Genomic DNA, 23,984 nt, shown 5'->3' on the forward strand with positions numbered 1-23,984 from the left:
GAACCCGGAAGCTAAGACCCACAGCGCCGATGGTACTGCACCCGGGAGGGTGTGGGAGAGTAGGACACCGCCGGACAACCATTAAAACGGGGAGCCCCGACCACACGGTCGGGGCTCCCCGCATTTAACAACCAAACACCACAGGCTCCCCGCCACCTATAAAGACCTCAAGCGTCTGTAAGCAGCCGCGACTGGCGGTTGTAAGGCCCCCAGCCGCGGCTGACATGCCGACGGGTTAGCGCCAGAATGCGTTGAGCGGACCGGCCAAGGATTTGCCCTGATCGAAGCCTGCCTGGGCAGCTGCCGGCCGTAGCGACAGGTCCATCGCGTTGACGCCGAACAGGTGCTCGGCCTCGCTCTCCGGGAAGACTGTTTCAACCCGGCTCCCGCTGCGGCGTAGTTGGTCTACTTGTGCGGATAAGTGCATGTTCCACTCCAGGGGAGTCCGTGTCCTACCTCCAAAGGGTGACAGCACCAGAACGCGGCTGTACCCGGCCGCGAGGTCGGCGTTGTCGGCGTTGGATCGGTAACCGCCATCGATGTAGTGATTGCTGCCGATGCCATAAGCGAAGCCACTGGCGCAGCTGGCAGCCACAGCGTCAACCAAATCCACTCCGCTATGGCGGTCGAACACCACCGGGTCACCGGTGCGGGCATCAACCGCCGTGAGGAGCACTAACCGTTCCGGCCACTCCTGGTGGGGCAGCCGGGCCGCGACGGTGGTCCGCCAGCGAGCACTGGAGCCCTCCATTGCTGAGGCCATGTCCATAGCCGCGGCACCCATCCGGCGTCGCATATCGGCCATGCTCGTGGAGTCCTCCAAGATTTTTCCGGTTCTTTCCATGTGGTCGGTCACAGACCGGGCTCCATTGCGCCCGCTGACTGGCTGGGCAGGCGCGGGCGGGGCCGAATCGGTGTCCGCGCCTCCTGCGGGTTTCCGCGGTGCTGCGGCAAGGACGGCATCAAAGAGTTCGTCTGGAGTTGCCCCCATTAACTGTGCCGCCGCCGTCGAACCGGCCGACGTGCCAACGGTGAGATCCGCAGCGGTGACGTCCAGGCCGGCGTCGAAAAGTCCAGCAATAATGCCGATGAGCCACGCGTTGCCCGTGGACCCGCCGCCACCGAGGATCAGCGCCCGCTCGCCAGCGGGGACTCTTTGTGAGGCGTCAACCGTCGGTTGGGGCTGGTGAGATACCGGATGATCGGAAACCGGCCTGTCAGAGGTCGCTGTGAAGTGTAAAGAGGAAGGAGTTGTGTTCATGGGAGTCGCCTTTCGCGAATTGCCTGTCCGGCGCTCCCAGTGGCGACTAACTCAGTCGCGGGATCGTGGACAGGGGAGCGCCCACTATGGATACTGCGTTCATGGGACTCACCTCCTGCCGAAAATCACGATCACCGGAAAACTATCACTCTGCTGGATCGTGCGCAATCGTCAGGGGCGCCAACCGATAGAGTCCAGGGATGATTCTCACGCGAAACCTGGACATTGCATCAGCGGGTGGAGACGCCGCTCAGTTCCTCCTGCGGCCGCTGGAAATTTCTGACGCGTCCGGCCTGGCCGCTGCTTACCGGCGGAACCGTGGGCACCTGGCACCGTGGGAACCAGCCCGGGCTGACCACTTCTTCAGTACTGCGGGGCAGGCGGCGGTAATACAGGGCAAACTGGGCCTCTATGAACAAGGCACGGAGGTGCCTTGGGTTTTGAGCACGGCACAGGGAATCATGGGGATGTTCTCGCTCTCCGGAATCGTCCGTGGTCCTTTCTTGAATGCCAACCTCGGCTACTGGGTGGATGAGGGATGCACCGGCAAGGGCGTAGCGTCCGGTGCGGTAGCCGCCGTCGTGAGCATGGCCACCAAAGAACTCGGCCTTCATCGGATCCAGGCAGCTACGCTGGCCCACAACACAGCCTCCCAGGCCGTCTTGAAACGGTCCGGCTTCGAGCGGATAGGTCTGGCGCCGTCCTATCTCCAGATAGCCGGAGAGTGGCAGGACCATGTGTTATTTCAACGCATTTTGTTCTAGTTGCGGCGGCCAGCGGAGTGCCCGCTTCTGCCCAACGCAAACGCCGTAGGGTACGCCAAGGGCGTAAAGCACTCCTAAAAACCCCGAAAATCCGGTGATTTTGGTCAAAAAGGCGCGGAAACACGCGGAATTTGCTGGCCATGCCAGCCCAAGCTGGTAAGTTTTCGAACAGTGGCTTGCTCGCATTCCGCTTGAAAGCTCAAAAACGTATGAGTCCAGGAGGACGTAAATGGCTAAGAACCGTAGTGAACTCGTTGCAGAGGTAGCAGGCAAGGCTGGCACCAGCCAGGCAGCAGTCAACTCCGTGCTCGATGCACTGTTCGAAGTTTTCGAGACTTCTGTCGCCGCTGGCGAAAAGATCACCATCCCGGGCTGGCTCGCAGTTGAGCGCACCGACCGTGCAGCTCGCACCGGCCGCAACCCGCAGACCGGCGAAACCATCCAGATCGCAGCCGGCCACAGCGTCAAGCTGACCGCTGGTTCCAAGCTGAAGGCTGCTGTCGCCAAGAAGAAGTAATTACTCTTCGGCGAATGCCTAAAAGGGACGGCAACCTGTTGGTTGCCGTCCCTTTTGTTAGTTAATGCACATAGCGCCTCTTCCGATTCGCAGCCCGGCGGCAGGTAGCGGACAATGGATAAGTGCCATCAGCAAGAAGCTCCGCTACTGCCCCTTCGCCTGTTCCCAAACCCGGAGCGCGGGGAGGCACTACAGTCGCGGGCATTTCCTTGCCCTGGCAACTGGCTGGTCTGGCGGTGCTGTTCCTGGCTCTCCCAGCGGCCCTCATCTTCTCCGGCGCCTCAGCTGCCCGGCAAGTCTCCGACCCCGGCGAATTGGTCCGGTGGGGCCTCCCCATCGCGAAAGCCATCCACAACGTATCAGTGGCAACGGTGGTTGGCGGCCTGATCTTTGCCGTCGGTATCCTCCCCAAGAACATCGGCGGATCCCGCTCCCGCGAAAAGGACCTTGACGCCCCCGAACATCCGGCCTTCGCACGGGCCCTGGCCGTTGCGGCGGCAGCAGGTGCAGCCTGGACATTGTCCGCGGTGGCGGTTCTCGTACTGACGTACGCAGATGTCGCAGGACAGGGTCTCTCCGGGGACGCGGAGTTCACACGTTCTTTGGTCTACTTCATGACGGACATCGAGACCGGCAAGGCCTGGCTCGCGGTCACCATCATCGCCGCCGTTGTCACCACAGCGCTGTTCGGCGTCCGGTCCTTGACCGGGCTGGCCTTCACCTTGCTGTTGGCCTTGATCGGCCTCATTCCCACCGCACTGATCGGGCACTCCTCAAGCTCCAGCGACCATGAGGGTGCCATCAACTCCTTGGGCCTCCACCTCGTGGGCGTGTCCACCTGGGTGGGCGGCATCATCATGCTCGCGGTCCTCTCCGGCATTCTCACGGGTTCCCGGAGCAAGGGAACACCGGACATCACCGAGCAAACCCTGCGCCGGTTTTCGTCACTGGCCGGTTTCGCCTTTGTCCTGGTGTTCGCATCTGGTGTCATCAACGCCGCCATTCGGGTGACAAACCCCGCTGACCTCTTCGGCTCCGCCTACGGCCAGCTCATTATCGCCAAGTCCCTGGCCACGCTGGTGCTGGGTGGTATCGGCTTCATGCACCGCCAATGGGTGATCCCGCAGCTTGGAAAGAACGGTTCCCTGTCCGCCCGCCGGGTTCTGTGGCAGCTGGTTCTGGTTGAGCTGCTGGTGATGGGCGCGACGTCGGGACTCGCCGTTGCGCTCGGACGCTCGGCGCCGCCGCAGCCCACCACTTACGCACCCGATGCCTCGCCGTCGTTCATCCTCTCCGGCTACGAGCTCCCACCTGAGCTCACCCCGGAACGCTGGCTGACTGAATGGCGCTTTGACTGGCTGTGGGTTGGCGTCGCCCTGTTCGGGGCCGTGTCCTACATCCTTGGGATCATCAAGGTCCGTAAGCGTGGCGACAAGTGGTCATGGTTCCGGACGGTGAACTGGCTTATCGGGCTGGTGGTGCTCATGTACATCACGTCCGGTCCGCCCGCCGTTTACGGGCGCGTGCTCTTCTCTGCCCACATGGTGGATCACATGGCCCTCACCATGGTGGCTCCGATCTTCCTGGTCCTCGGTTCCCCCGTGACCCTGGCCTTGCGGGCCCTGCCGGCCCGGGGTGAAGGCGCTCACGGCTCGCGGGGCCTCCGCGAATGGCTGCTGCTGTTCGTGCACTCAAAGTTCTCGAAGATCGTGACTCACCCGTTGTTCGCCGCTGCCAACTTCGCGGGCTCGATCGTCCTGTTCTACTACTCGGACCTGTTCAGCCTCGCGATGCGTGAGCACGTTGGCCACGAGCTCATGAACGTGCACTTCCTGCTGACCGGCTACATCTTTGTGCTCACCATGATCGGCAGCGATCCTCTTCCCCGCCGCGCCCCGTACCCCATGCGCCTGCTTCTCCTGCTGGCCACCATGGGCTTCCACGCATTCTTTGGCGTGGCCATCATGGGTGGCACAGGGCTGTTGGCCGCAGATTACTTCGGAAACCTGGGCAGGGCCTGGGGTCCGTCGGCCATTGGGGACCAGCAACTGGGCGGTGCAGTGGCGTGGGGCATCGGCGAAGTTCCCACCTTGCTGGTGGCGATCGGTGTCGCAGTGATGTGGTCCCGTTCGGACGAACGGGAGACCCGCCGGGTGGATCGGGCGGCGGACAGGAATAACGACGCCGATCTCAGTGCTTACAACGATATGTTTGCCCGGCTCGCTGATCGCGACGCCAAGATCACTACTCGAGCTACCCAGGCGGCCAGGACGCCTCAGGCATCCGCGGAAGCCCGAGGATCCATGGCGGCGCAGCCGGAACGCAGCGACGCCGAACGCGCCACCACAGACTCTGCCGGGCAGATCGAACCGAACACCAAGCTGGAAGGACGCTGATGAGCGAAACCGTACGTACCCAACACCGGGTCCGGGCCTCCGAACTGGAGGGCCGCGGCTGGCTCAACACGGGCGGGAAATCGCTGGACCTCGAATCCTTGCGCGGCAAGATCGTGCTGCTGGATTTCTGGACCTTCTGCTGCATCAACTGCCTGCACGTGCTGGACGAACTGCGCCCCCTTGAGGAAAAGTACTCGGACGTCCTGGTGACGGTCGGCGTGCATTCGCCCAAGTTCGAACACGAAGCGGATCCCGTGGCGCTGGCATCTGCTGTTGAGCGCTACGAAATTCACCACCCCGTTCTGGATGATCCCGAGCTGGCTACGTGGAAGGCTTACACAGCCCGCGCGTGGCCCACACTGGTGGTCATTGACCCCGAGGGTTACATCGTGGCCCACCTCTCCGGCGAGGGCCACGCAGGCGGCCTGGCCGTCCTCCTGGAGGAACTCGTGGCCGAGCACGAGGCCAAGGGCACCCTCCACCGAGGTAACGGACCGTACGTGGCTCCCGAGCCGACGTCGGGCACTTTGCGTTTCCCTGGAAAGGCCACGCAGCTCGCCAACGGCAACTACCTGGTAGTGGATTCCGGCCATCACCGACTGGTGGAACTCCGCCCCGATCTTGAAACAGTTGAGCGCGTCATCGGCTCCGGCACCAAGGGGTTCCTGGACGGACAGTCAGAGATCGCGCAGTTCAACGAACCCCAGGGCGTGACCGTCCTGCCGTCGGACCTGGCATGGAAGCTCGGGTACGACGCCGTGGTTGCCGACACCGTCAACCATCGCCTGCGTGGCGTCACGTTGAGCTCCGGCTACGTGCAGACCCTCGCCGGCAACGGTGTACAGCGGCTGCTCGACGCCGGCCCCGCCCGAGTGACGGACACCGGTGCCGGAACGTGGTCTGAACACCACGACGGCGGCCCGGCTGACTTCGCTGCCGATGCAATCGATGTTGGGGCGGTGGGTCTCGGCACCGAGGTCTCACTGTCCTCACCGTGGGACGTGGTCTGGAGCGAAAAGCTGCAGCGTGTGGTCATCGCCATGGCAGGAACCCACCAGATCTTCGCCTTCGATCCCCTGGCCAACGAGGTTTCCATACTCGCCGGGTCCGGACTTGAAGGCCTGCTGGACGGCAAAGCGGAGGAAGCCTGGTTCGCCCAGTCGTCCGGTTTGGCCATTGATGGTGAAGACAACATCTGGGTTGCGGACTCGGAAACGTCGTCCTTGCGTCGCCTGGTGGTCAGCGATTCCGGCGTGACCGTGGAAACCGCAGTGGGCAAGGGCCTGTTCGATTTCGGCTTCCGCGATGGCGGGGCCGATGAAGCACGCCTGCAACACCCCTTGGGCGTCACGGTTCTCCCGGACAATTCCGTCGCCATTGCAGACACCTACAACGGGGCCGTGCGCCGCTACGACCCCGCAACCAAGTCCGTATCCACCTTGGCGAGAGGCCTCGCCGAGCCCAGCGACGTCGTCGTTGTTCAGGTGGAAGGCAGCGATCCGCTGCTGGTGGTGGTTGAGTCGAACAAGCACCAACTGGTTCTGGTTCCCATTCCCAAGGAAGCCCTGCAAGTGGATGAGGGAGCATCGCAAACGCACCGTCCCAAGAGCCCGGTAACCCCAGGTCCCCTTGAGCTCGCGGTACGTTTCAAGGCGCCCACGGGACAGAAGCTGGACGATCGTTGGGGCGACCCCACGCAGTTGAAGATTTCTTCCACCCCTCCGGAGCTTCTGGTCTCAGGCGGCGGCACTTCGGTGGGCTTGCTGCGCACCCTCGAACTGTCTGCCGACGTTCCTGAAGGCATCCTTCACATCACAGCCCGCGCGGCCGCATGCGATGGTCCCGAGACTGAGGACGGCGAGATCCCGGACCACGCTGCCTGCCACCTCTACCAGCAGGACTGGGGCATTCCCGTAGTCCTGCAGGCCGACGGTGAGTCCGAGCTGGTGCTGGACCTGCGTGGCATGGACTAAGCCTCACTAGGTTGGAATGGCCCGGGTTTGACCTCTCAGGAGGTTGCCCGGGCCATTTTTATGCCGTCGGCTGTGTCTAAAGTGGGCCAGTCCGGGCCCGTGACTTATCCACATAGTCTGATTCGGCACTGCCGTCCCCTTGGCCGGAGCTGCAGGCTAAAGGGATGGAACCCGAGGAAGCCTTGCGACGATTGGGCGGCGCTGCCCGACGGCCGGCACTAGTCCGATGGGGTGTCAGCGACGCAGCCCTGCGGCGTAGCGTGCGCGCGGGAGTCCTCCAACCAGATCGAGGCATGTACGCCTTGGCTGACGCTACCGCCTCACACATCGAGCTGATCAGGAACCGTCAGTTGCTCACCTGCATCACAGCCGCCAACTTTCACAACCTCTGGGTGCTGGACGCGGGTGGTCATCCGTTGCACGTTCATCAGACAAAAAACGGGGCTGGCCCGGGTATCCATCATGGTGGGCTGCTGTTGCCGCCCCACCCGTACCGACCCGTCGCTTCCCTGGGTGATGTGTTGATCCATGCTTTGCGATGCTGGCCCTGGACCGAAGCCTTAGTGATGGTGGAGTGCGCCGTGGGCAGGGGCGACATGACGGTGGAGTTCCTGTTGCGGCACCTTGAGGGCAGGAGGAATGGCAAAGCCCGGGCTGTCCTTGAATGGGTGGACCGTGGAGCGGAATCGTTGTTGGAGACGTTGGCCAGAACGCATTTTCGGCGGGCGGGGATCAGCGTACAAACGCAGTTCCACCTCGATGGCGTGGGCTATGTGGATCTCATCCTGGAGCGCTGGTTGTTGGTGGAGCTCGATGGTCGACACCACTCTGAGTGGACGCAGGTCAAGAAGGACCATCGCCGAGGGAATGTCTCAGCAGTAAAGGGCTACACGGTGCTCCGGTACTACTACGCCGATGTGGTCCACAACCCTGATGCGATGGTTCGGGAGGTCTTGGCGGTGCTTGCACGGAGGCAACCGGTCAAAGGGCCGTCACGCTGAGCAACTTTCTGGGTATTCCGGAGAGGCGAAACCCCGGGAGTTCAAGGAACTCGGGCGCACATCTAGCCAATAAGTTGCGTGGCGTGACGCAGAAGGAGCCGGCGGGTCAGAAGGTCAGCATCGGGGTGACCGTCACAGTGTCTGCGCCCACGTCCAACTGGGTGGTGAAGCTGAAATCGTGCTCCACGTTGAGGTCGTTGACGAACCCGGTGAAGAGGTTGATCTCCCGTGCGGTCAGTGTGGCCTTGCCATTAAGAGGGGCCACTACCCACTTGCCGCCGAACGGCTCAATGGTGATCTTGGGGTACTCCGTGATGGCCCATTTGATGGTTCCATCCGCCACACGGGCATTGCTGGCGTGATAGAACGGGCAATCCGGCTGCAAGCGCTGCTGCTCGGTGGCTTGGGCGGCACACGTGTCCAGGAATTCCCGGACCTTGCCTGCGACGGCTTCATTCATGGCCTTGGTGGACCGGGTCTGAAGGTTGAGGGGCGCCTGCCCGCCGTCGCGTGTTGAAACCAAGGCCGAAGCTGCGGGGGCTTCGAAGTACGTGCCGTTCAGGCTTGCCTCGTACTTGCCGGGGAAGAAGACAGCAAAGTTGTTGCGTCCATTGGGCATGTTCACGGGTACACCGTTGAGGGTGGCCTCGCTGGAATTGACCACGGTGACTTCAATGGTGGGAAGCGTGGTGGGGACGAACGCCCATTTAGCGAAGAACAGCCACTGGGTCCCGGTCCGTTCCATCAGGAATTCCGTGTGGAGGCGGCTGCCGTCAAGGGTGTAGTCGACAGGCACAGCCATCCGGTTGCTGCCCCGGGCTTCGGGGTTTCCCACTGTGATGTCGGTCATTTTGGATGCGGCCGTTTGAAGGGCTGTGCCGTCCAGCATGGCGGCGTTCGCACTGGGGACTTTGGCGCGGAGCAAGCCCAGCGCTTCTTCGCCTTCGCCCTTCTGCAGGGCTTCCAGATATTCCTTGACAGGCTGCTGCGGACTGGCCACAGAGGAGCTCACCAGGTTGATGCACACGATGGCTCCGGCGGCAGCAAGCATCAGACCGAGCAGCCATCCGGCTGCGGTCTTGACGAACGCTTGACTCAACTGCACGCCCTTTACGTTACCTGCCACGGCAGCCAACGCCGTGCAGGAAGACTTCGGAACGACATATATCCACCGATTGGAGGAGGCCCGACGCCGGGTGGCAGCAGGCGTTGCTGCCACCCGGCGTCGTGGTTCCGGCCGTCAAACAGGACTAACGGCGACGCCGTGAGGACGTGCCGAAGACCCCGCGCATGAGGTCGCGGCCAAGCTGAGTTCCCATGGATCGGACCATGCTCTTGAGCCCGCCGCCCAGCGCTCCACCGAGGGCACCGGCAATGTCACCGAACATGCCGTCCTGCTGTGAGGACTGCGGTGCCGGAGCGGAAGGAGCGGGAGGAGCAGACGGTGCCGGGAAAGGCTCAGGCGACGAGGAGCGTGAGCTGGGACGGCCCAGGATTTCCTCCTCGATCCGGCGCGCTTCGGCGTCGATGTCCGCCTGCGAAGCCCCGGAAGTACCGGAGGCCCCGGAAGCACCTGAAGCACCCGAAGAGGGCACCGGAGGCAACCCCGGCGCAGCATCTCCGGTAGGAGCGGTTGCCTTGCCAGTGAGCTTCTCGTAGGCGGAGAGGTTGTCCACGGCGGTTCCGTATTTAGCCAGCAAAGTGGATACGGCCACGGCGCTTTGGATCAGTTCATCAGTGCTGGGCCCCATCACGGACTCGGGAGCACGGAGCCGGGTCAAGGCGACGGGCGTGGGCGCGCCTTTCTCGTTCATGACCGTGATGACGGCTTCGCCGATGCCTGCGGAGGTGAGTGTCTCTTCGAGGTCGTAGTCGCTGACCGGGAACGTGGACACCGTGGCCTTCAATGCCTTGGCATCTTCCGGGGTGAAGGCGCGCAGGGCGTGTTGGACGCGGTTTGCGAGCTGGCCAAGGACATCGGCGGGAACATCCTTGGGCGTCTGGGTGACGAAGAAGATGCCGACGCCCTTGGAACGGATGAGCCGGACCGTGGTGGTGATGGCTTCGAGGAAGGCCTTGGACGCGCCGTTGAACAGCAAGTGTGCCTCGTCAAGGAAGAACACGAGTTTGGGTTTGTCCAGGTCGCCAGCTTCGGGCAGGTCTTCGAAGAGGTCGGCCAGGAGCCACATGAGAAACGTGGAGAACAGCAGCGGCTTGGTCTGCAGTGTGGGAAGTTCCAGGCAGCTGATGACGCCGCGGCCATCCGGTGCCGTGCGGAGGAGCTCTGCGGTATCGAATTCGGGTTCGCCGAAGAACTTCTCCATGCCCTGCGCCTCAAGGGTGACCAGCTCGCGCAGGATGACGCCGGCCGTGGCTTTGGACAGCCCACCAAGGTTGGCGAGCTCGGCCTTGCCCTCGTCCGAGGTGAGGAACTGGATGACGGCGCGGAGGTCCTTGAGGTCGATCAGTTCCAGGTTGTTCTGGTCCGCGAAATGGAAGATCAGCTGGAGGCTGGACTCCTGCGTGTCGTTCAAATCCATGATGCGCGAGAGCAGGATGGGCCCGAACGAGGTGATGGTGGCGCGGACGGGGATCCCGTGGCCGTCCCCACCGAGCGAGAGGAACTCAACCGGAAAATTCTTCGCCGACCATTCCTGCCCCAGCGCCGACGTGCGTGCGGTCAGCTTCTCACTGCCGGTGGCGGGCGTCGCCAGTCCTGAAAGATCACCTTTGATGTCCGCGAGGAAAACCGGAACACCCGCCGTCGAGAGTTGTTCGGCAATCATGTGCAGCGTGACTGTCTTGCCGGTGCCCGTAGCGCCGGCCACCAGGCCGTGACGGTTCATCATGGCGAGCGGAAGCCGGACTTGCGCCTCTTTATGGATCTCGCCGTCAACGATCGCCGCCCCCAGCTCAATGGTGGCACCTTCCAGGGTGTACCCCTGCTGGATGGTGGCGAGCTTTTCGGCAGTGGTTTTGTTAGCCATGCGCATAGCTTAGCTCTGCACGGCAAGATCCTTGCTGAAGGCCAAATGCTTGATGTCTTCCGGGTCCGCGGCGAGATCGAACAGTGCTTTGTAGCCTGTGGCGAGGTAGAGGTTTTTGGCCTCAGGCTGGCGCGGTCCGGTGGTGAGGTACAGCTTCCGGTAGCCCCGGCGTCGAGCTTCATTCTCCAGTTCTGTCAGCACAAGCCGCGCCAATCCGCGGCGGCGATGGGCTGAATGCGTCCAGATCCGCTTCAGTTCCGCGGTGTGCTGGTCGTAGCGCCGGAACGCACCGCCAGCCACTGACTCGCCGTTCTCCTGAATGATGATCAGGGCGCCGTGCGGGGCTTCGAATTCCTCGGCCGGGTACCTGTTCAGTTCTTCCGCAGCGCCGCCGGTGCCGAACAGGTTGCCGTAGCGGGTTTCGTACTCGAGGGCGAGCTCGTCCAGAAGCGGACGAACGCGGGGATCGCGCATGGGCAGGCTGAGGACGGTCAGGCCCGACGTCGGCAGGGTTGGCGTGGTGGTCATGTCAGGCCTTTCGTAGGTGGAACCCAAGTAGGTAGCAGTTAATGTCGTTCTGAGCGCTCAGAACGACGTTAAGTGCGACTCAGTTGGGCGGGTGGCGGCAAGAGTGGAGAGGATCCGGCGTGCCAGGGCGTCGTTTTCCCGGAAGGGCGCCGCATTGCTGTTGGGACGGGCAAACGCCCCCGCACCCCAACCGGACGTCCACGGCCCCACCGCGAACAGCCCCTTCTGAGGAGTAGCAACAGGGGAGAGGACCTCGTGATTCCCTGACACCAGGAGTTTGCCGGTGGAGTGGGCGCCCTCGGAGGTGAGCAGCCGTTGTTCGGTGCCCCATCCGGCGTGGTGCAGGTCAGCCAGCGCGGGATTCGCGGAACGTTCCACGGACGCGGAAGGCAGCCGCGCCTCAATGTACGCGGACGCATCCACCACCACGGGCGACTGGAACGTCCCGGCAACGAACCTGCCAACGGACTCGTCAGCGCGGACCCACATGCCAGGGCCAAGGAACTTCAGGAGTCCGGCCCTGTGCAGTGCGAGCATTTCACGCAGCCGGTGCGCTGGCGGCCCCGAGTCCACAAAACTGAAGAAGCCATGCCACCAGCCATGAATGGTCTGTTGAGAGCGTGCATTGAGCCGCTCTTGCGGGACCAAACGCCCCAGGTCCATGTACACGAACAGCAGGGCGGTGAACAGGGCGAGGGTTTCGGAGTGGTCCGGGCTGGTGCGGAGATCAAGATCGCGATGGATGTAGGCGGCCACGGAGCGCTGCACGGTTTCATGGTCGGCGAAAGCGCAGCCGCTCAGGGGGTGGTCCAGCTTTTCGAGGTCCAGGCGCAACGCAGGATCCGGTATGGAGAAAGCCGCCAGTTCTTCCCGGGCAGCGCTGTACCAGTCAACGGCATCGAGCCGCGACTCAAAGTCCGCCCACGTCCCCAGCACCCGCGACGGGTAGCCGGTGAACAGCTCGCGGTAGTAGGCATAGCCGGCGTCCTTGGCGATCAGTGGCCACAGGTGTGTGCGGAAATCGAGTTCCTGATGCGTGGCCAGCAGGGCATCAATGGCCTCGGCGGTGAAGTATCGCGGACGGGATGCCGGCTCCCCGCGCAGAGTGGAGGAGATCTTGGAATGGTATGGCACGCCGCGTCGTGACCCCGCCCAGACCCGGGGCTCGGCGCCGGAGGGCACATAGTCCAGCTCGCCGTCGGGCCTTTCTTCAAAGCGGCCGCCACGGCCCTCGAACAACAGCACCATCAGGTCCACGAAGGCGAGCCCCATGCCGGAGACGATCACGTCCTGCCCGGCCTCAATCCCGGAGTAGTCCACATCAGTGGTGTACGACGGCGGCGCATGGAAGCCGCCGTGCCGGGCAGCGAATTCACTGTGGCGCGCCGATTCGGGATCAGTCAGGGAATCGGTGTGGCCCAGCGCGTAAACCACGACGTCGGCAACCACCTCGGCGCCGGAAGCAAGCCGCACGCGGTGCGCACCGTCGTCGTGCCCGTCAACCGAAGCAGCCTCGCCGTCCGAAAGGCGCTCGACGCCGGTGGCCGTGTCGCGGTGAACGGTCACCGTGACCTCGGGGCCAAGATTGCTCACGGCCCGGCGGAAGAACCACTCAAGGTACTTGCTCTGCAGTTGCCGGGTGGGAAAGGACGAAGGTGTCAGCGCGCGGAGTTGGTCCAGGAGGTGAGGCTCCAACGCCGGGACGTCGCGGATGCTGCCATCCAGGACCCCCGACGCCCACGTGGACAGCCCCGGTCCGTCAACCGATGGCCCATCGCAGGCCACGGAGGCATCGGTGAACATGGTGACGTCCGCAGCTGTGGAGTTCAGCAGCAGCCCGGGATCCTGGTCATAACGCCAGATCCTCCCGGAGCCGGGCTCATGGGGTTCGATGACGTGGAGGCGCAGGGGGCCGCCGAAAAGTTCGGGACGGTTGGCCGCAAGCCGTTCAAGGACGCCGGCCGTGCGCGGGCCGCCGCCGATGAAGGCGATGGCGGGTACTCGTGACGGCATGGGATCTCCTGGAAAACAAAGGGTTGGTGATGCCCAATCTAGGGACCTTGGACCATGCCGGTCGAGGCGGCGGTAACCGCCGTTCACCACACGTCACGCAACGTTAACGAGCGCAAAATCCCGACGCATATGGCGCCTCATTACGATGTTTGTGACGCCGCACGAACTCCGAAGAAGCCGCGCGAAGTCCAGTGAAGAAGTGCAAATTCCCGCCTTGCTGCCGGGTTTCACGCGGCCCTAGATTGGCAGCCATCCGATAGACAACAACCGATCTGAAATGAGGTGGCGCATGAGTGCAATCGCACCGCCTGCCACGGCGGAAACTGCACCGCCCACCCCGGACTACTCCGACTACCAGCTGGTACCGGCCCGGCACCCCTGGCGTTGGGTGGGCACCGTACTGGTGGCTGCCGGCGTCGCAGCCATTGCGTGGTCTCTGGTTACCAACCCGCGCTGGGAGTGGGGCGTAGTTGCAGAATGGTTCACCGCGCAGTCGGTAGTCAACGGGCTGATCGAGACCCTCAAGCTCACAGCCATTTCCGGTGTCCTCGGCTTTGTCCTCGGTTTCATCCTGGCCCTCATGCGCCTGTCTTCTTCCCCGCTGTTGGTCTCGGTGTCCTGGACGTTCTCCTGGATCTTCCGCTCCACGCCGCTATTGGTCCAGCTCCTGCTCTGGTACAACCTGGGCTACCTCTACGAAAAGATCAGCCTGGGCATCCCGTTCACGGACGTCCGCTTCTTCGAGGCTCAAACCACCACGCTCATCAGCCAGTTCGCTGCTGCGGTGCTGGGGCTCACGCTGAACCAGGCAGCCTACTCTGCCGAGATCATCCGCGGCGGCATTCTCTCCGTGGACCAAGGCCAGCTCGAAGCTGCCTCCGCCTTGGGCATCCCGGCATGGAAGCGGTCCACCAGGATTGTGCTGCCCCAAGCCATGCGTGCCATCCTGCCCAACGCTTTCAACGAGATCATCGGCCTGGTCAAGGGCACCTCGATTGTTTACGTCCTGGCCTACTCCGAACTGTTCTACACGGTCCAGGTCATCTACAACCGGACCCAGCAAGTGCTTCCGCTGCTGCTCGTCGCCACGCTTTGGTATGTGGTGATCACCTCGGTGCTGAGCGTTTTCCAGTACTACATTGAGCGCCACTTCTCCAAGGGCGCCCTGCGGACCCTGCCGCTCACGCCGTTGCAGAAGGCCCGGAAGTTCTTCACTACCCACGTTGCTGCCTCTCCCACGAAGGACGCCCGATGAGCATCATCGCTGCACGCAAAGATTCCGCCGCGGCCGCCCAGGTCGAGGAAAAGAAGGCTGCCGCTTCGGCCGCAGCCCCTGAAGGCACGACGACGGCGCAGCCCGCCTCAGCGGACAGGCCAGCAACCCGCGGGCAGGTGGACATCACGAATGTCCGGAAGTCCTTCGGCGCCACCGAGGTCCTCAAGGGTGTCTCCTTGTCCGTACCGCCGGGTGGTGTGGCCGTGATCGTGGGCCCGTCCGGCTCCGGTAAATCCACCCTGCTGCGCACCATCAACCACCTGGAAAAAGTCGACGGCGGGTACATCACCATCGACGGCGAACTGGTGGGCTATGAAGTCCGCGGCAACAAGCTCCATGAGCTGCGCGAGAAGGACATCCTCAAGCAGCGCACCCACATTGGCATGGTGTTTCAGAGCTTCAACCTGTTCCCGCACCTCACTGCCTTGGAGAACGTCATTGAGGCACCCATCGTGGCGCAGAAGCGGTCCAAGGCAGAAGCCCGAAAGCGCGGCCTGGAACTCCTGGACCGGGTGGGCCTGAAGGACCGTGCCGATGCCTACCCGCGGCAGCTTTCCGGTGGCCAACAGCAGCGCGTTGCGATTGCCCGCGCGCTGGCACTGGACCCCAAGATTCTCCTGTTCGACGAGCCAACCTCGGCACTGGACCCGGAACTCGTGAACGAGGTTCTGGACGTGATCCGTGAGCTGGCGAAGTCCGGCACCACCTTGATTGTGGTGACGCACGAGATGGGTTTCGCCCGGGACGTCGCGGACACCGTGGTGTTCATGGACCAGGGCCAGATTGTGGAGTCCGGCACTCCTCAGGACATCTTCGCCAACCCCCGCGAGGAACGCACGCGCAGCTTCTTCTCCAAAGTCATCGAGCCAGCTTTCAACATCTAGGACACCCCATGCTTCGCACCACCAAGACCAAATTTTTGGCACTCGCTGTACTTCCCGCCGTCGTGCTTCCAGTGCTGGCCGGGTGCTCCGATCCTGGAGCGTCGGCAGCCCAGCCGGAGTCCGAAGCTGCCAAGAACGGGATTGTGTACAACACGTCCGTGGACCAGAACCGGATCCGCGGTGAAAAAGACGCTGCCGCAGCAGGAGCCGTTCCCGCAGCGATCGCCAAGGATGGCAAGCTCACTGTAGCCACCACCGCGGGTTCCATCCCGTTGTCCTTCCACGCCACGGATGACAAGACGCCGATCGGTGTTGAGGTGGACATCGCCCAGCTCGTTGCGGACAAGCTCGGGCTGGAACTGGACCTCCAGGTGACGTCCTGGGAGAACTGGCCGCTCAAGACCCAATCCGGTGACTTCGAGGCAGTCTTCTCCAACGTGGGCATCAACGCAGCGCGCGTGAAGCTGTTCGATTTCTCCACCTACCGCGCGGCGTACATGGGCTTCGAGGCGAAGAAGAGCTCCACCTATGACATTAAGGGCTCGGATGACATTTCCGGCCTGAAGATCTCCGTGGGCTCGGGCACCAACCAAGAGAAAATCCTGCTGGCCTGGAACAAGGAACTCGAGGACAAGGGCAAGGCTCCGGCCACGCTGCAGTATTACTCCTCGGACGCCGACACCATCCTGGCGCTCTCCTCCGGCCGCACCGACCTGAACCTTGCACCGTACCCGTCGGTGACCTACCGCGAGAACACCCGTGATGACCTCAAAGTTGTGGGCAAGGTCAACGCCGGCTGGCCTGCAGAAACACTGGTTGCCGCCACTACCCTGAAGGGCAATGGTCTGGCTCCGGCCATCACCGACGCCCTGAACTCCACCATCAAGGACGGCTCCTACGGCAAGGTCCTGGAACGCTGGGGCCTCTCCGAGGAAGCCATCCCGGAGTCCAAGACGGTCACTGAAGCCACCTTTGTCACGCCGGCCGGGACCACCAAATGAAGTTCCAGGTCCTGGACATCATTCCCCACCTGAAGAATCCGGTCACCGGGGAGATCGTCTCCACCGCTGACCGGCTGAACCAGGTGGTGGAAACGGCGAAGCGGGCCGAAGAACTCGGCTTTGACAGCTTCTCCGTGGGGGAGCGCCACGCCGGCGAGTTCGTCTCGTCATCCCCGACGACGGTCCTCGCCGCGATTGCCGCCGTCACCAACCGCATACGCCTCCAAACCGGCGTCACCGTGCTCTCCGTGCTGGATCCGGTGCGCGTGGCCGAGGACTACGCCACCATCGATCAACTGAGCCGGGGCCGTCTGGAACTGGTGATCGGAAAGGGCAACGAGGTACTTCAGTACCCGCTTTTCGGCCTGTCCCTGGACGATCAGTGGGACCTCCTGGCCGAGAAGTATGCGCTGCTCCGGGCACTGTGGCGTAAGGAAAGCGTCACCTGGTCCGGCCGCTTCAGGCCCGCCCTCACCGAAGCAACGACGACGACGCCGCGTCCCTTTGCTGGTTCACCCCGGATTTGGCACGGCTCGGCTACAACCCTGACGTCCGCTGCGCTCGCCGCCAAGTGGGGTGATCCGCTGTTTACGGCCAACGCCATCCAGCCGCGCGAGAACTACAAGGTCCTGATCGACCACTACCGCGAAGAATACGAGCGCCACGGGCACGATCCACGGCACCAGTATCTGGGCTCGGGAAGTGGCGCCGGTGGCGTGTTCATCGCAGACACCACTCAGGAAGCCATCCGCCAGTACGGGCCGGTTTATGAAGGGCTCACCGCCAACCGCAACGTCCCCGGCAACAACTCGCCGTTCCGGGACATCCAGCACGCAGTGGCCGAGGGCCCTGCCCTGGTAGGCAGCCCGGAGCAGGTGATCGACAAGATCCTCAGCTACCACTCGCTGTACAACCACGATCTTCAGTCCATCTCCTTGCCCACCACGCTGCCGTTTGAACAACAGCTGGAAATCCTGGAACGCTTCGCGCTGGAGGTCATCCCAGCCGTCCGCGCTGACGCGCCCACCACCTTGTGGGAAGCCAGCGATCCGTTCGGCGGCCGCCCGGAGTTTGCCGGGGCTACCGAACCGGACGCGGCAGCAGCAGTTACCGCCGATCACGCCTTCAACAGGACGGACAACGCACATGTCTTTGCACACTGAAACAGCATTCGAAGCCTTTGACGAGGAATGGCAGGAATGGCACGACGCCCACGAGCGGCACCGTGCCCACCCCCACGGCTTCCTTGCCGTGACCCACCTTCACTGGCTCAGCAGCGACGCCACCCGGCTGGAAGGTGCGCCGGGCACCTGGAGCGCGGATGACGACGTCGTACGTGTTGTCTTGGAGCCGGGCCAGAGCCTGCAGCAGGACGGGGTGGAACTGAACGCCGGAGTGCCGGTTGAACTGGGGCCCATCGAGGAACGCGGCGGGATCAACCTGGTCTCGGGCGACACCGTGATTGAGGTTGCCAAGCGCGGCGGCGAGTACATTGTGCGCCCGCGTAACCCGTCCAATGCCCTCTTGCAGGAGTACCAGGGCACGCCCGCCTACACACCCAACGCGGCGTTTGCCGTTGCCGGTACCTTCGTGCCTTTTGAGACGCCGCGTCCCACCACGGTGGGTGCCGCCGTCGAGGGTATCCAGCACGTGTACGAGGCGCCCGGCGAGATCCGCTTCAAGCTCGCTGGCGAGGAATTGGCGCTGACGGCGTTCAACGGCCACGCGCCGGGTTCGTTGTCGGTGCTGTTCACCGACCAGACCTCCGGCAAGACCACCTACGCAGCCAACCGCTCGCTGTCCGTGGTCCCTGCATCTGATGGCACCGTGCAGCTCGACTTCAACCGGGCCGTGAACCTGCCCTGCGCCTACACCGACCTCGCCACCTGCCCGCTGCCGCCCGCCGAAAACAGGCTTCCGGTGGCCATTGAAGCCGGCGAAAAGATTCCCTACGAACGTCAGGACCAGAAGTGAGTACCTTCGAAGAACGCAAGGCCGGGTTCCTGGCTATTGAACTCGACGGCGCGGGATATGAGGGCATTGCCGCCGCCGTCCTCGCAGCCGAATCAGCCGGTTTCCACGCAGCAACCTTTAAGGACACCCCGGAAGCCGGACGGACCAACGCCCTGCAGCGCGCCGCCTTTGCCGGACCCCTGACGCGCACCATCGCCGTCGTGCCGGAAATCGACACCGTCTACACCGAGCCTTTCCACGTTTCCACGCAGCTCGCCAGCCTGGACTACGTTTCCGGCGGTCGGGCCGGGTGGATCGCTACCGCAGCGGTGTCACCCGAGGCTGCTGCCGCCGTCGGACGTTCGTTTGTTGAGGGTGACGCGCTGGCCCAGGAAGCTGCCGCGTCCATCGAGGTGGGCCGACGTTTGTGGGATTCCTGGGAGGACGACGCCGTGATCCGCGACGTCGCTACCGGGCGGTACATCGACGTGGACAAGCTGCACTACGCGGATTTCGAAACGCCCGCTGACTTTTCCGGGGCCGCCTATTCCGTGAAGGGCCCGTCCATCATTCCTCGTCCGTTGCAAGGACAGCTGCCGGTGCTCGCCGCGGCGTCGCTGGTGGGCGAGGGCCTGGTTCCAGCCGATGCCGTGGACGCCGTGCTGGTGTCTGCTCCCACGCCGGAGCTGCTGGCTACAGAGGTCCGCGACACGCGGGCACGGCTTGGTTCTTCGGTGGCGATTGTGGCAGAGCTCGACGTCGTTCTGGACTCGCGTGGGCAGGCTGCAGAGTCACGCGCCTTGTCTGATCAGAAAGACGGGACGCCTCGAGAAGGCCGCTTTGCGCGGTTTGCTGGCTCGGCAGCGAGTCTCACCGAACTGCTCGACTCCCTTCTGCGCGAAGCCGACGGCGTTCGACTCCACCCGGCTGTCCTTGACGTGGAACTGGAAGAACTGTCACGCCTGGTCCTGCCTGAGCTGCGTCGCCGCGGGGTCCTGCGGCCACCGGTCCAGGACGGCACGTTCCGTGATGTCCTCGGGCTTGCACCGGCGGAGAACCGCTATTCGACCACTGCCGCGGCTCCTCTTGCCGCCGGAAAGTAGGGGAACACCATGACACGCGACATTTTCCAGCCGAGCGGCCAGATTCAGTTCGGGATCTTCTTCCAAGGCGTCAACTCCGGCACCATTTGGAAGGCACCCCAAGCGGGCTCGCAGACGGACTTTGAGTCGTTCCGGCACATCGCCCAGACCGCCGAGCGCGGTAAGTTCGCAGCTTTCTTCCTGGGCGAAGGCCTGCGCCTGCGCGAACACCTCGGACGGCCGCATGCGCTGGACGTTGTGGGCCGGCCTGATGCCCAGACCATGCTGGCCGCACTCGCTGCAGTCACCACGAACATCGGGCTGGTGGCCACTCAAAACACCACGTACAACGACCCCGCCGACTTGGCCCACCGTTTGTCCTCACTGGACCTGATCTCCGGCGGCCGGGCTGCGTGGAACATCGTCACCACGGACAACGCCTGGACGGGAGCCAACTTCCGCCGCGGTGGATACCTGGACCACGCCGACCGTTACAAGCACGCCGAAGCGTTTGTGGAAACCGCCAAGCGCCTTTGGGACTCGTGGGAAACGCCCACCGGACCTGCGCGCCGGGTACTCCACGAAGGCCAGCACTACACCGTTGACGTCACCCCCCGCCTGCCGCGCAGCGCCCAGTACCGCCCTGTGCTCTTCCAAGCCGGAGACTCCCCGGATGGCCGCGACTTCGCAGCCCGCCAGGCTGACGTGATCTTCTCCGCCCACCCCAAGTTCGACGACGCTGTGGAGTTCCGCCGCGACATCGTAGCCCGCTCCATCGCAGCCGGTCGCGGTGCCAACGCCGTGCAGATCATGCCTGCCAGCGAGTTCATCCTGGCCGCCACCGATCAGGAAGCGCAGGAGAAGAAAGCCTGGGTCCGGAGCCTGCAGATCGGACCGCAGCAGGCCATCGCCTACCTGGAACAGTTCTGGGGCCGGGAGCTTTCTACCTACGATCCCGATGGGCCCCTTCCGGAGATCGACCCCGTGGTGGAAGAAACCTCGGAGACGCGCGGCAGCGGCTTCCATGGTGCGAAAGCCCGCCAGCTTGCTGATCAGTGGAGGGCCGAAGCCAAAGACAAGGGCCTGTCCATCCGACAGTTCGTCACCTCTAAGACGGCACGCATCGACTCCACGTTTACCGGCTCTTACACCGCAGTGGCAGACCACCTCGCAGAATACGCACGGGTTGGGGCCGTGGATGGCTTCAACATTTCACCGTGGCTCATCCCCACAGGTCTGGACGACATCGTGAACCACCTGGTGCCCGAGCTCCAGGAACGCGGCGTCTACCCCACCGAATACCGGGGCACTACGCTGCGCGAAAACCTGGGGCTGGAGACGCCGGTACGGTCCGAAGAACCGGCACACGTCTGATGAAGGCTCTACGTCTGCTGAAGGCTGAGCGCCTGCTGAGGAACCTGCTGCTGCGGCTTGGCTTCCAGCCGCGCCGCAGGGCAACAGCGCCCGACGACGGCGGCTCGAGTGCCGCCGTCGTCGACGTTTGGCGCGGGACGGTCAGCTTGCAGCTGACGGTGGGGAGTCAGCCGCTCTAGTTTCTCCCAAGAAACTAGAGGAGTTCCCGGAACACATTCCAGCCATTGCCCACGGGCCCGTAAGGGCCGTAGAGGCCTGTGGTGGCGGCGCCTGTGGAATACAACACGAGGTCGCCGTTCTGGTTGACGGCCGCAAGGTTGTTGTACTTTTGGTGGGCGTAACTGCCCATGCCCGCCACATCCAGGAATTCATTCCAGCCACCGCCCATGAATGCCTGGGCACCCCAGCCGCCTTCGCCGTCGGCCGAGTACAGCTGGAGGCCGCCGTTGATGTCCCGGCCGAAAACCTCCACGGTGCCGTCACCATTCATGTCGCCGCCAGGGATGATCTTGTTCATGACCTGCCAACCCCAGCCCACCTTGGACGGGGCGAGCCATCCGCCGTTCCCGTCGCCGGGGTAGAGGAACAGCTCACCGGCGGCATTTCTGGCCAGGACGTCGTTGGTGCCATCGCCAGTGAAATCCCCCGGCCCCACGATCGAGTCGAAAACGTTCCACCCTACACCTACCTGGCGGGTGGGGAGCCAGCCGCCCTCGCCGTCACCGGGGTACAGGAACAACTGGCCGGACGCGTTCCTCGCCAGGAGGTCATTGAATCCATCACCATCGAAATCTCCGGGGGAGAAGACGATGTTGAACATGTTCCAGCCGGCACCCACCTGCCGCGGCTCATCCCACGAGCTGAAATACACCGGGCACGGGCCCTCGCACATGCCTTTGTAATAGGTGTACGTGCGCGGGTACAGGACGAGCCTGCCGTCGTGGGTGCGGGCGAGGGGCTCAAAATTGCCGCGTCCAGTCCAGCCCATGGCGCGGCTGGAAGCCTTGATGGGTTTGGTTTCGGCGCTGAGCTGCGTTCCGGTGGGGCAGCCTTGCTCGCCAGGAGTGAGCGGGTAAACCCTCAAGGAGATGCGGCTGCCCTGGTCTTCAGGGAGGACACGCAACGTTTCACCCTGACGCTCCGCGGGCAGCGGTTCTCCGTCACGCAGCCACTCCAAGGTGATCGCGTCCCCGGAACCGTCCGGATTCCGGCAACCCCAGTAGTCGTAGTTGTACTGCCGGCGCATCTCAGAACCGACGTACGGGACGCCGTCAATGAACGGTGTGGGTTGGGATGCCGCGGTGGCCGGACCAGCAGCGAGCAGCCCGGAGCCCAAGAGTCCCATTGCAAGTGCGGTAGTGGTGGCGCGCTTCAACAAGCGCGCTTGAAAGATCCCCATTTTTCCCCCCGGAAAGTTTTCGCGTCGTAGCCGCGTGGTGTGTGCTGAGGGTACCGCACTTCCGTCCGTGCGGTCAGGGGTTGGCGGCCACGGGTTGACGGTCAGGGCTTGGCGGTCACGGCTTGGCGGGAGCCACCATGAAGATATCAACGGGGTCCTCGGATTCCAGCACGAAGCCATGGCGCTCGTAGAGGCGGCGGGCCGGGCTGCCTTGCAGAACGTCCAGACGGAAAGGGCGCTCGTCAACCGAAGCGGACATCACGTGGCGAAGCACAGCACTGCCCAGCCCTTTGCCTTGATGCGCCGGGGCTACATAGAAGTGTTCAATCCAACGGCCGTCCGGGGCGGGGCGGACAGCGATCACGCCCGCGTCCACGCCGTCGGAATGGATGATGTACGTGTGCTCGGGCTGGAAGCTGTTCAGGAAGCGCTCGCGGACCCGAACAGGATCGAAACGCTGCAGCCGTTCGAGGTCCGGGCGCATCACCACGGCGCGCAGTTCGGCAATCCAGGCAGCATCGGTGGCAACGGTGGGGCGGAGGACGAAGTCAACGGACATGGGTTCAAGCCTATGCCCGGCAGGACGTCGCACGCCCACCTGAACCATAGGATGAAATGGACGAAAGGTGCATCCACGATGGTCACACGCGAAGAAGTAGAAGCAGCGTACTCACGGACGGCAGGTTGGGTTCGGCATACTCCGCTGGCCGAGAGCGGCGATCAGGAGGCCTACCACCTGTGGTTCAAATGCGAGTACATGCAGCACACCGGCTCCTTCAAGGCACGCGGCGCCTTCAACAGGCTCCTCACGGCGAAGGAGAGCGGCGAGCTCAACCCGGAGGTGGGCATCGTGGTGGCTTCCGGTGGCAATGCCGGCCTGGCCAATGCCTATGCCGCCGCCAAGCTTGGAGTTCCGGCAACTGTGTTCGTTCCGGAGTCTGCCCCGGCAAACAAGGTGCATAAGCTCTACGCAATCGGTGCCACAGTGGTCCAGGGCGGCGCGGAATACGCGGAAGCCTATGCCGCTGCGATCCGTTTCGCCGAGGAAAAAGGTGCCGTTTATTGCCACGCTTATGATCAGCCCGAGATCGTGGCCGGCGCAGGTGGCGTGGGCCTCGAGCTACTCGATGAACTGCCCGACGTCGACACCATCCTTGTTGCTGTTGGCGGCGGTGGGCTGATGGGCGGCATAGCGTCGGTCGCGGAGGGCAGGGCGCAGGTGGTGGGCGTCGAACCCGAGACTGTTCCCACTTTGCACACCGCGTTGGCCCACGGCGAGCCTGTGGATGTGGCCGTGTCCGGAATCGCCGCGGACTCCCTTGGCGCCCGGCGGATCGGCGAGATCGGCTTTGGAGTTGCCCGGCGTACCGGTGTGCGCAGCGTCCTCGTCAGCGATGAAGACATTGTGACCGCACGCCGGGCCCTGTGGGAAAAGCATCGCATCGTGGTGGAGCACGGTGCAGCGGCCGCGTACGCGGCGTTGCTCTCAGGAGCGTACAAGCCAAGCGACGGCGAGACGGTTGCGGTCATCCTCTGCGGGGCCAACACCGACCCCGCCCACTTCTAACCGCACCC

21 protein-coding genes are annotated in these 23,984 nt (G+C 63.6%); 14 read left to right on the forward strand and 7 right to left on the reverse strand.

Annotation, left to right across the window (positions count from 1 at the left end; genetic code table 11):
* Positions 1–235: 235 nt before the first annotated feature.
* Positions 236–1,261 carry a patatin-like phospholipase family protein gene (locus CQ020_RS23090; protein ID WP_105694182.1) on the reverse strand — a complete coding sequence of 342 codons (1,026 nt, stop codon included), beginning with the start codon at positions 1,259–1,261 and terminating at the stop codon, positions 236–238.
* A gap of 200 nt (positions 1,262–1,461) precedes the next feature.
* Here CQ020_RS23090 and CQ020_RS23095 point away from each other — a divergent pair, with 200 nt between their 5' ends.
* From CQ020_RS23095 to CQ020_RS23115, 5 genes are all read left to right on the forward strand, one after another.
* Positions 1,462–2,025: a GNAT family N-acetyltransferase gene (locus CQ020_RS23095; RefSeq protein ID WP_105694183.1), complete on the forward strand. Its 564-nt coding sequence runs from the start codon at positions 1,462–1,464 to the stop codon at positions 2,023–2,025.
* Between the two features lie 229 nt (positions 2,026–2,254).
* Positions 2,255–2,542 (forward strand): HU family DNA-binding protein, encoded by a 288-nt coding sequence (locus CQ020_RS23100; protein ID WP_011776355.1) that lies wholly within the window; start codon positions 2,255–2,257, stop codon positions 2,540–2,542.
* A 122-nt stretch (positions 2,543–2,664) separates the two neighbouring features.
* Complete coding sequence (locus CQ020_RS23105) at positions 2,665–4,938, forward strand: cytochrome c oxidase assembly protein (RefSeq protein WP_374955189.1); 2,274 nt, start codon at positions 2,665–2,667, stop codon at positions 4,936–4,938.
* Positions 4,938–6,911: an NHL domain-containing thioredoxin family protein gene (locus CQ020_RS23110; RefSeq protein WP_105694185.1), complete on the forward strand. Its 1,974-nt coding sequence runs from the start codon at positions 4,938–4,940 to the stop codon at positions 6,909–6,911. The genes CQ020_RS23105 and CQ020_RS23110 overlap by 1 nt, the downstream gene beginning before the upstream one ends.
* Before the next feature lie 164 nt (positions 6,912–7,075).
* Complete coding sequence (locus CQ020_RS23115) at positions 7,076–7,912, forward strand: endonuclease domain-containing protein (RefSeq protein WP_105694186.1); 837 nt, start codon at positions 7,076–7,078, stop codon at positions 7,910–7,912.
* A 106-nt stretch (positions 7,913–8,018) separates the two neighbouring features.
* On the opposite strand, the gene CQ020_RS23120 is transcribed toward CQ020_RS23115, so the two are convergent.
* The 4 genes from CQ020_RS23120 to CQ020_RS23135 all read right to left on the reverse strand — a co-directional run bounded on the left by CQ020_RS23120 (position 8,019) and on the right by CQ020_RS23135 (position 13,440).
* Positions 8,019–9,047 (reverse strand): hypothetical protein, encoded by a 1,029-nt coding sequence (locus CQ020_RS23120; RefSeq protein ID WP_105694187.1) that lies wholly within the window; start codon positions 9,045–9,047, stop codon positions 8,019–8,021.
* 115 nt (positions 9,048–9,162) lie between these two features.
* Positions 9,163–10,899 (reverse strand): helicase HerA-like domain-containing protein, encoded by a 1,737-nt coding sequence (locus tag CQ020_RS23125; protein WP_181152009.1) that lies wholly within the window; start codon positions 10,897–10,899, stop codon positions 9,163–9,165.
* 9 nt (positions 10,900–10,908) lie between these two features.
* Entirely contained in the window at positions 10,909–11,427 is a 519-nt protein-coding gene (locus CQ020_RS23130; protein ID WP_105694189.1) for a GNAT family N-acetyltransferase, read from the reverse strand.
* Positions 11,428–11,484: 57 nt separating this feature from the next.
* A complete protein-coding gene (locus CQ020_RS23135) occupies positions 11,485–13,440 on the reverse strand; it encodes an FAD/NAD(P)-binding domain-containing protein (RefSeq protein WP_105694190.1) in 1,956 nt (651 codons plus the stop codon).
* A gap of 289 nt (positions 13,441–13,729) precedes the next feature.
* Here CQ020_RS23135 and CQ020_RS23140 point away from each other — a divergent pair, with 289 nt between their 5' ends.
* From CQ020_RS23140 to CQ020_RS23175, 8 genes are read left to right on the forward strand one after another with little or no spacing between them, the layout of a single operon-like run.
* Positions 13,730–14,695: an amino acid ABC transporter permease gene (locus tag CQ020_RS23140; RefSeq protein ID WP_181152010.1), complete on the forward strand. Its 966-nt coding sequence runs from the start codon at positions 13,730–13,732 to the stop codon at positions 14,693–14,695.
* A complete protein-coding gene (locus CQ020_RS23145; protein ID WP_105694192.1) occupies positions 14,692–15,600 on the forward strand; it encodes an amino acid ABC transporter ATP-binding protein in 909 nt (302 codons plus the stop codon). The genes CQ020_RS23140 and CQ020_RS23145 overlap by 4 nt, the downstream gene beginning before the upstream one ends.
* 8 nt (positions 15,601–15,608) lie before the next feature.
* Complete coding sequence (locus tag CQ020_RS23150) at positions 15,609–16,601, forward strand: ABC transporter substrate-binding protein (protein WP_105694193.1); 993 nt, start codon at positions 15,609–15,611, stop codon at positions 16,599–16,601.
* Positions 16,598–17,764 carry an LLM class flavin-dependent oxidoreductase gene (locus CQ020_RS23155; protein WP_105694194.1) on the forward strand — a complete coding sequence of 389 codons (1,167 nt, stop codon included), beginning with the start codon at positions 16,598–16,600 and terminating at the stop codon, positions 17,762–17,764. The genes CQ020_RS23150 and CQ020_RS23155 overlap by 4 nt, the downstream gene beginning before the upstream one ends.
* Positions 17,748–18,575, forward strand: coding sequence for a DUF1684 domain-containing protein (locus CQ020_RS23160; RefSeq protein ID WP_105694195.1), 828 nt, complete (start codon positions 17,748–17,750; stop codon positions 18,573–18,575). Before CQ020_RS23155 ends, CQ020_RS23160 begins: the two co-directional genes overlap by 17 nt.
* Complete coding sequence (locus CQ020_RS23165; protein ID WP_105694196.1) at positions 18,572–19,657, forward strand: LLM class flavin-dependent oxidoreductase; 1,086 nt, start codon at positions 18,572–18,574, stop codon at positions 19,655–19,657. The genes CQ020_RS23160 and CQ020_RS23165 overlap by 4 nt, the downstream gene beginning before the upstream one ends.
* Positions 19,658–19,666: 9 nt before the next feature.
* Entirely contained in the window at positions 19,667–21,010 is a 1,344-nt protein-coding gene (locus CQ020_RS23170) for an NtaA/DmoA family FMN-dependent monooxygenase (RefSeq protein WP_105694197.1), read from the forward strand.
* Positions 21,010–21,189 (forward strand): hypothetical protein, encoded by a 180-nt coding sequence (locus CQ020_RS23175; RefSeq protein ID WP_105694198.1) that lies wholly within the window; start codon positions 21,010–21,012, stop codon positions 21,187–21,189. The genes CQ020_RS23170 and CQ020_RS23175 overlap by 1 nt, the downstream gene beginning before the upstream one ends.
* A 14-nt stretch (positions 21,190–21,203) precedes the next feature.
* Here CQ020_RS23175 and CQ020_RS23180 read toward each other — a convergent pair whose 3' ends face one another.
* Both CQ020_RS23180 and CQ020_RS23185 read right to left on the reverse strand, forming a co-directional pair.
* Entirely contained in the window at positions 21,204–22,409 is a 1,206-nt protein-coding gene (locus CQ020_RS23180; RefSeq protein WP_105694199.1) for a VCBS repeat-containing protein, read from the reverse strand.
* A gap of 115 nt (positions 22,410–22,524) precedes the next feature.
* On the reverse strand, positions 22,525–22,968 hold the full coding sequence (locus tag CQ020_RS23185) for a GNAT family N-acetyltransferase (RefSeq protein ID WP_181152011.1): 444 nt from the start codon (positions 22,966–22,968) through the stop codon (positions 22,525–22,527).
* A gap of 78 nt (positions 22,969–23,046) precedes the next feature.
* On the opposite strand from CQ020_RS23185, the gene CQ020_RS23190 reads away from it, so the two are divergent.
* Complete coding sequence (locus CQ020_RS23190; protein ID WP_105694200.1) at positions 23,047–23,976, forward strand: threonine/serine dehydratase; 930 nt, start codon at positions 23,047–23,049, stop codon at positions 23,974–23,976.
* Positions 23,977–23,984 lie beyond the last annotated feature (8 nt).

The organism is Arthrobacter sp. MYb23 (assembly GCF_002979775.1).
Lineage (GTDB): Bacteria > Actinomycetota > Actinomycetes > Actinomycetales > Micrococcaceae > Arthrobacter.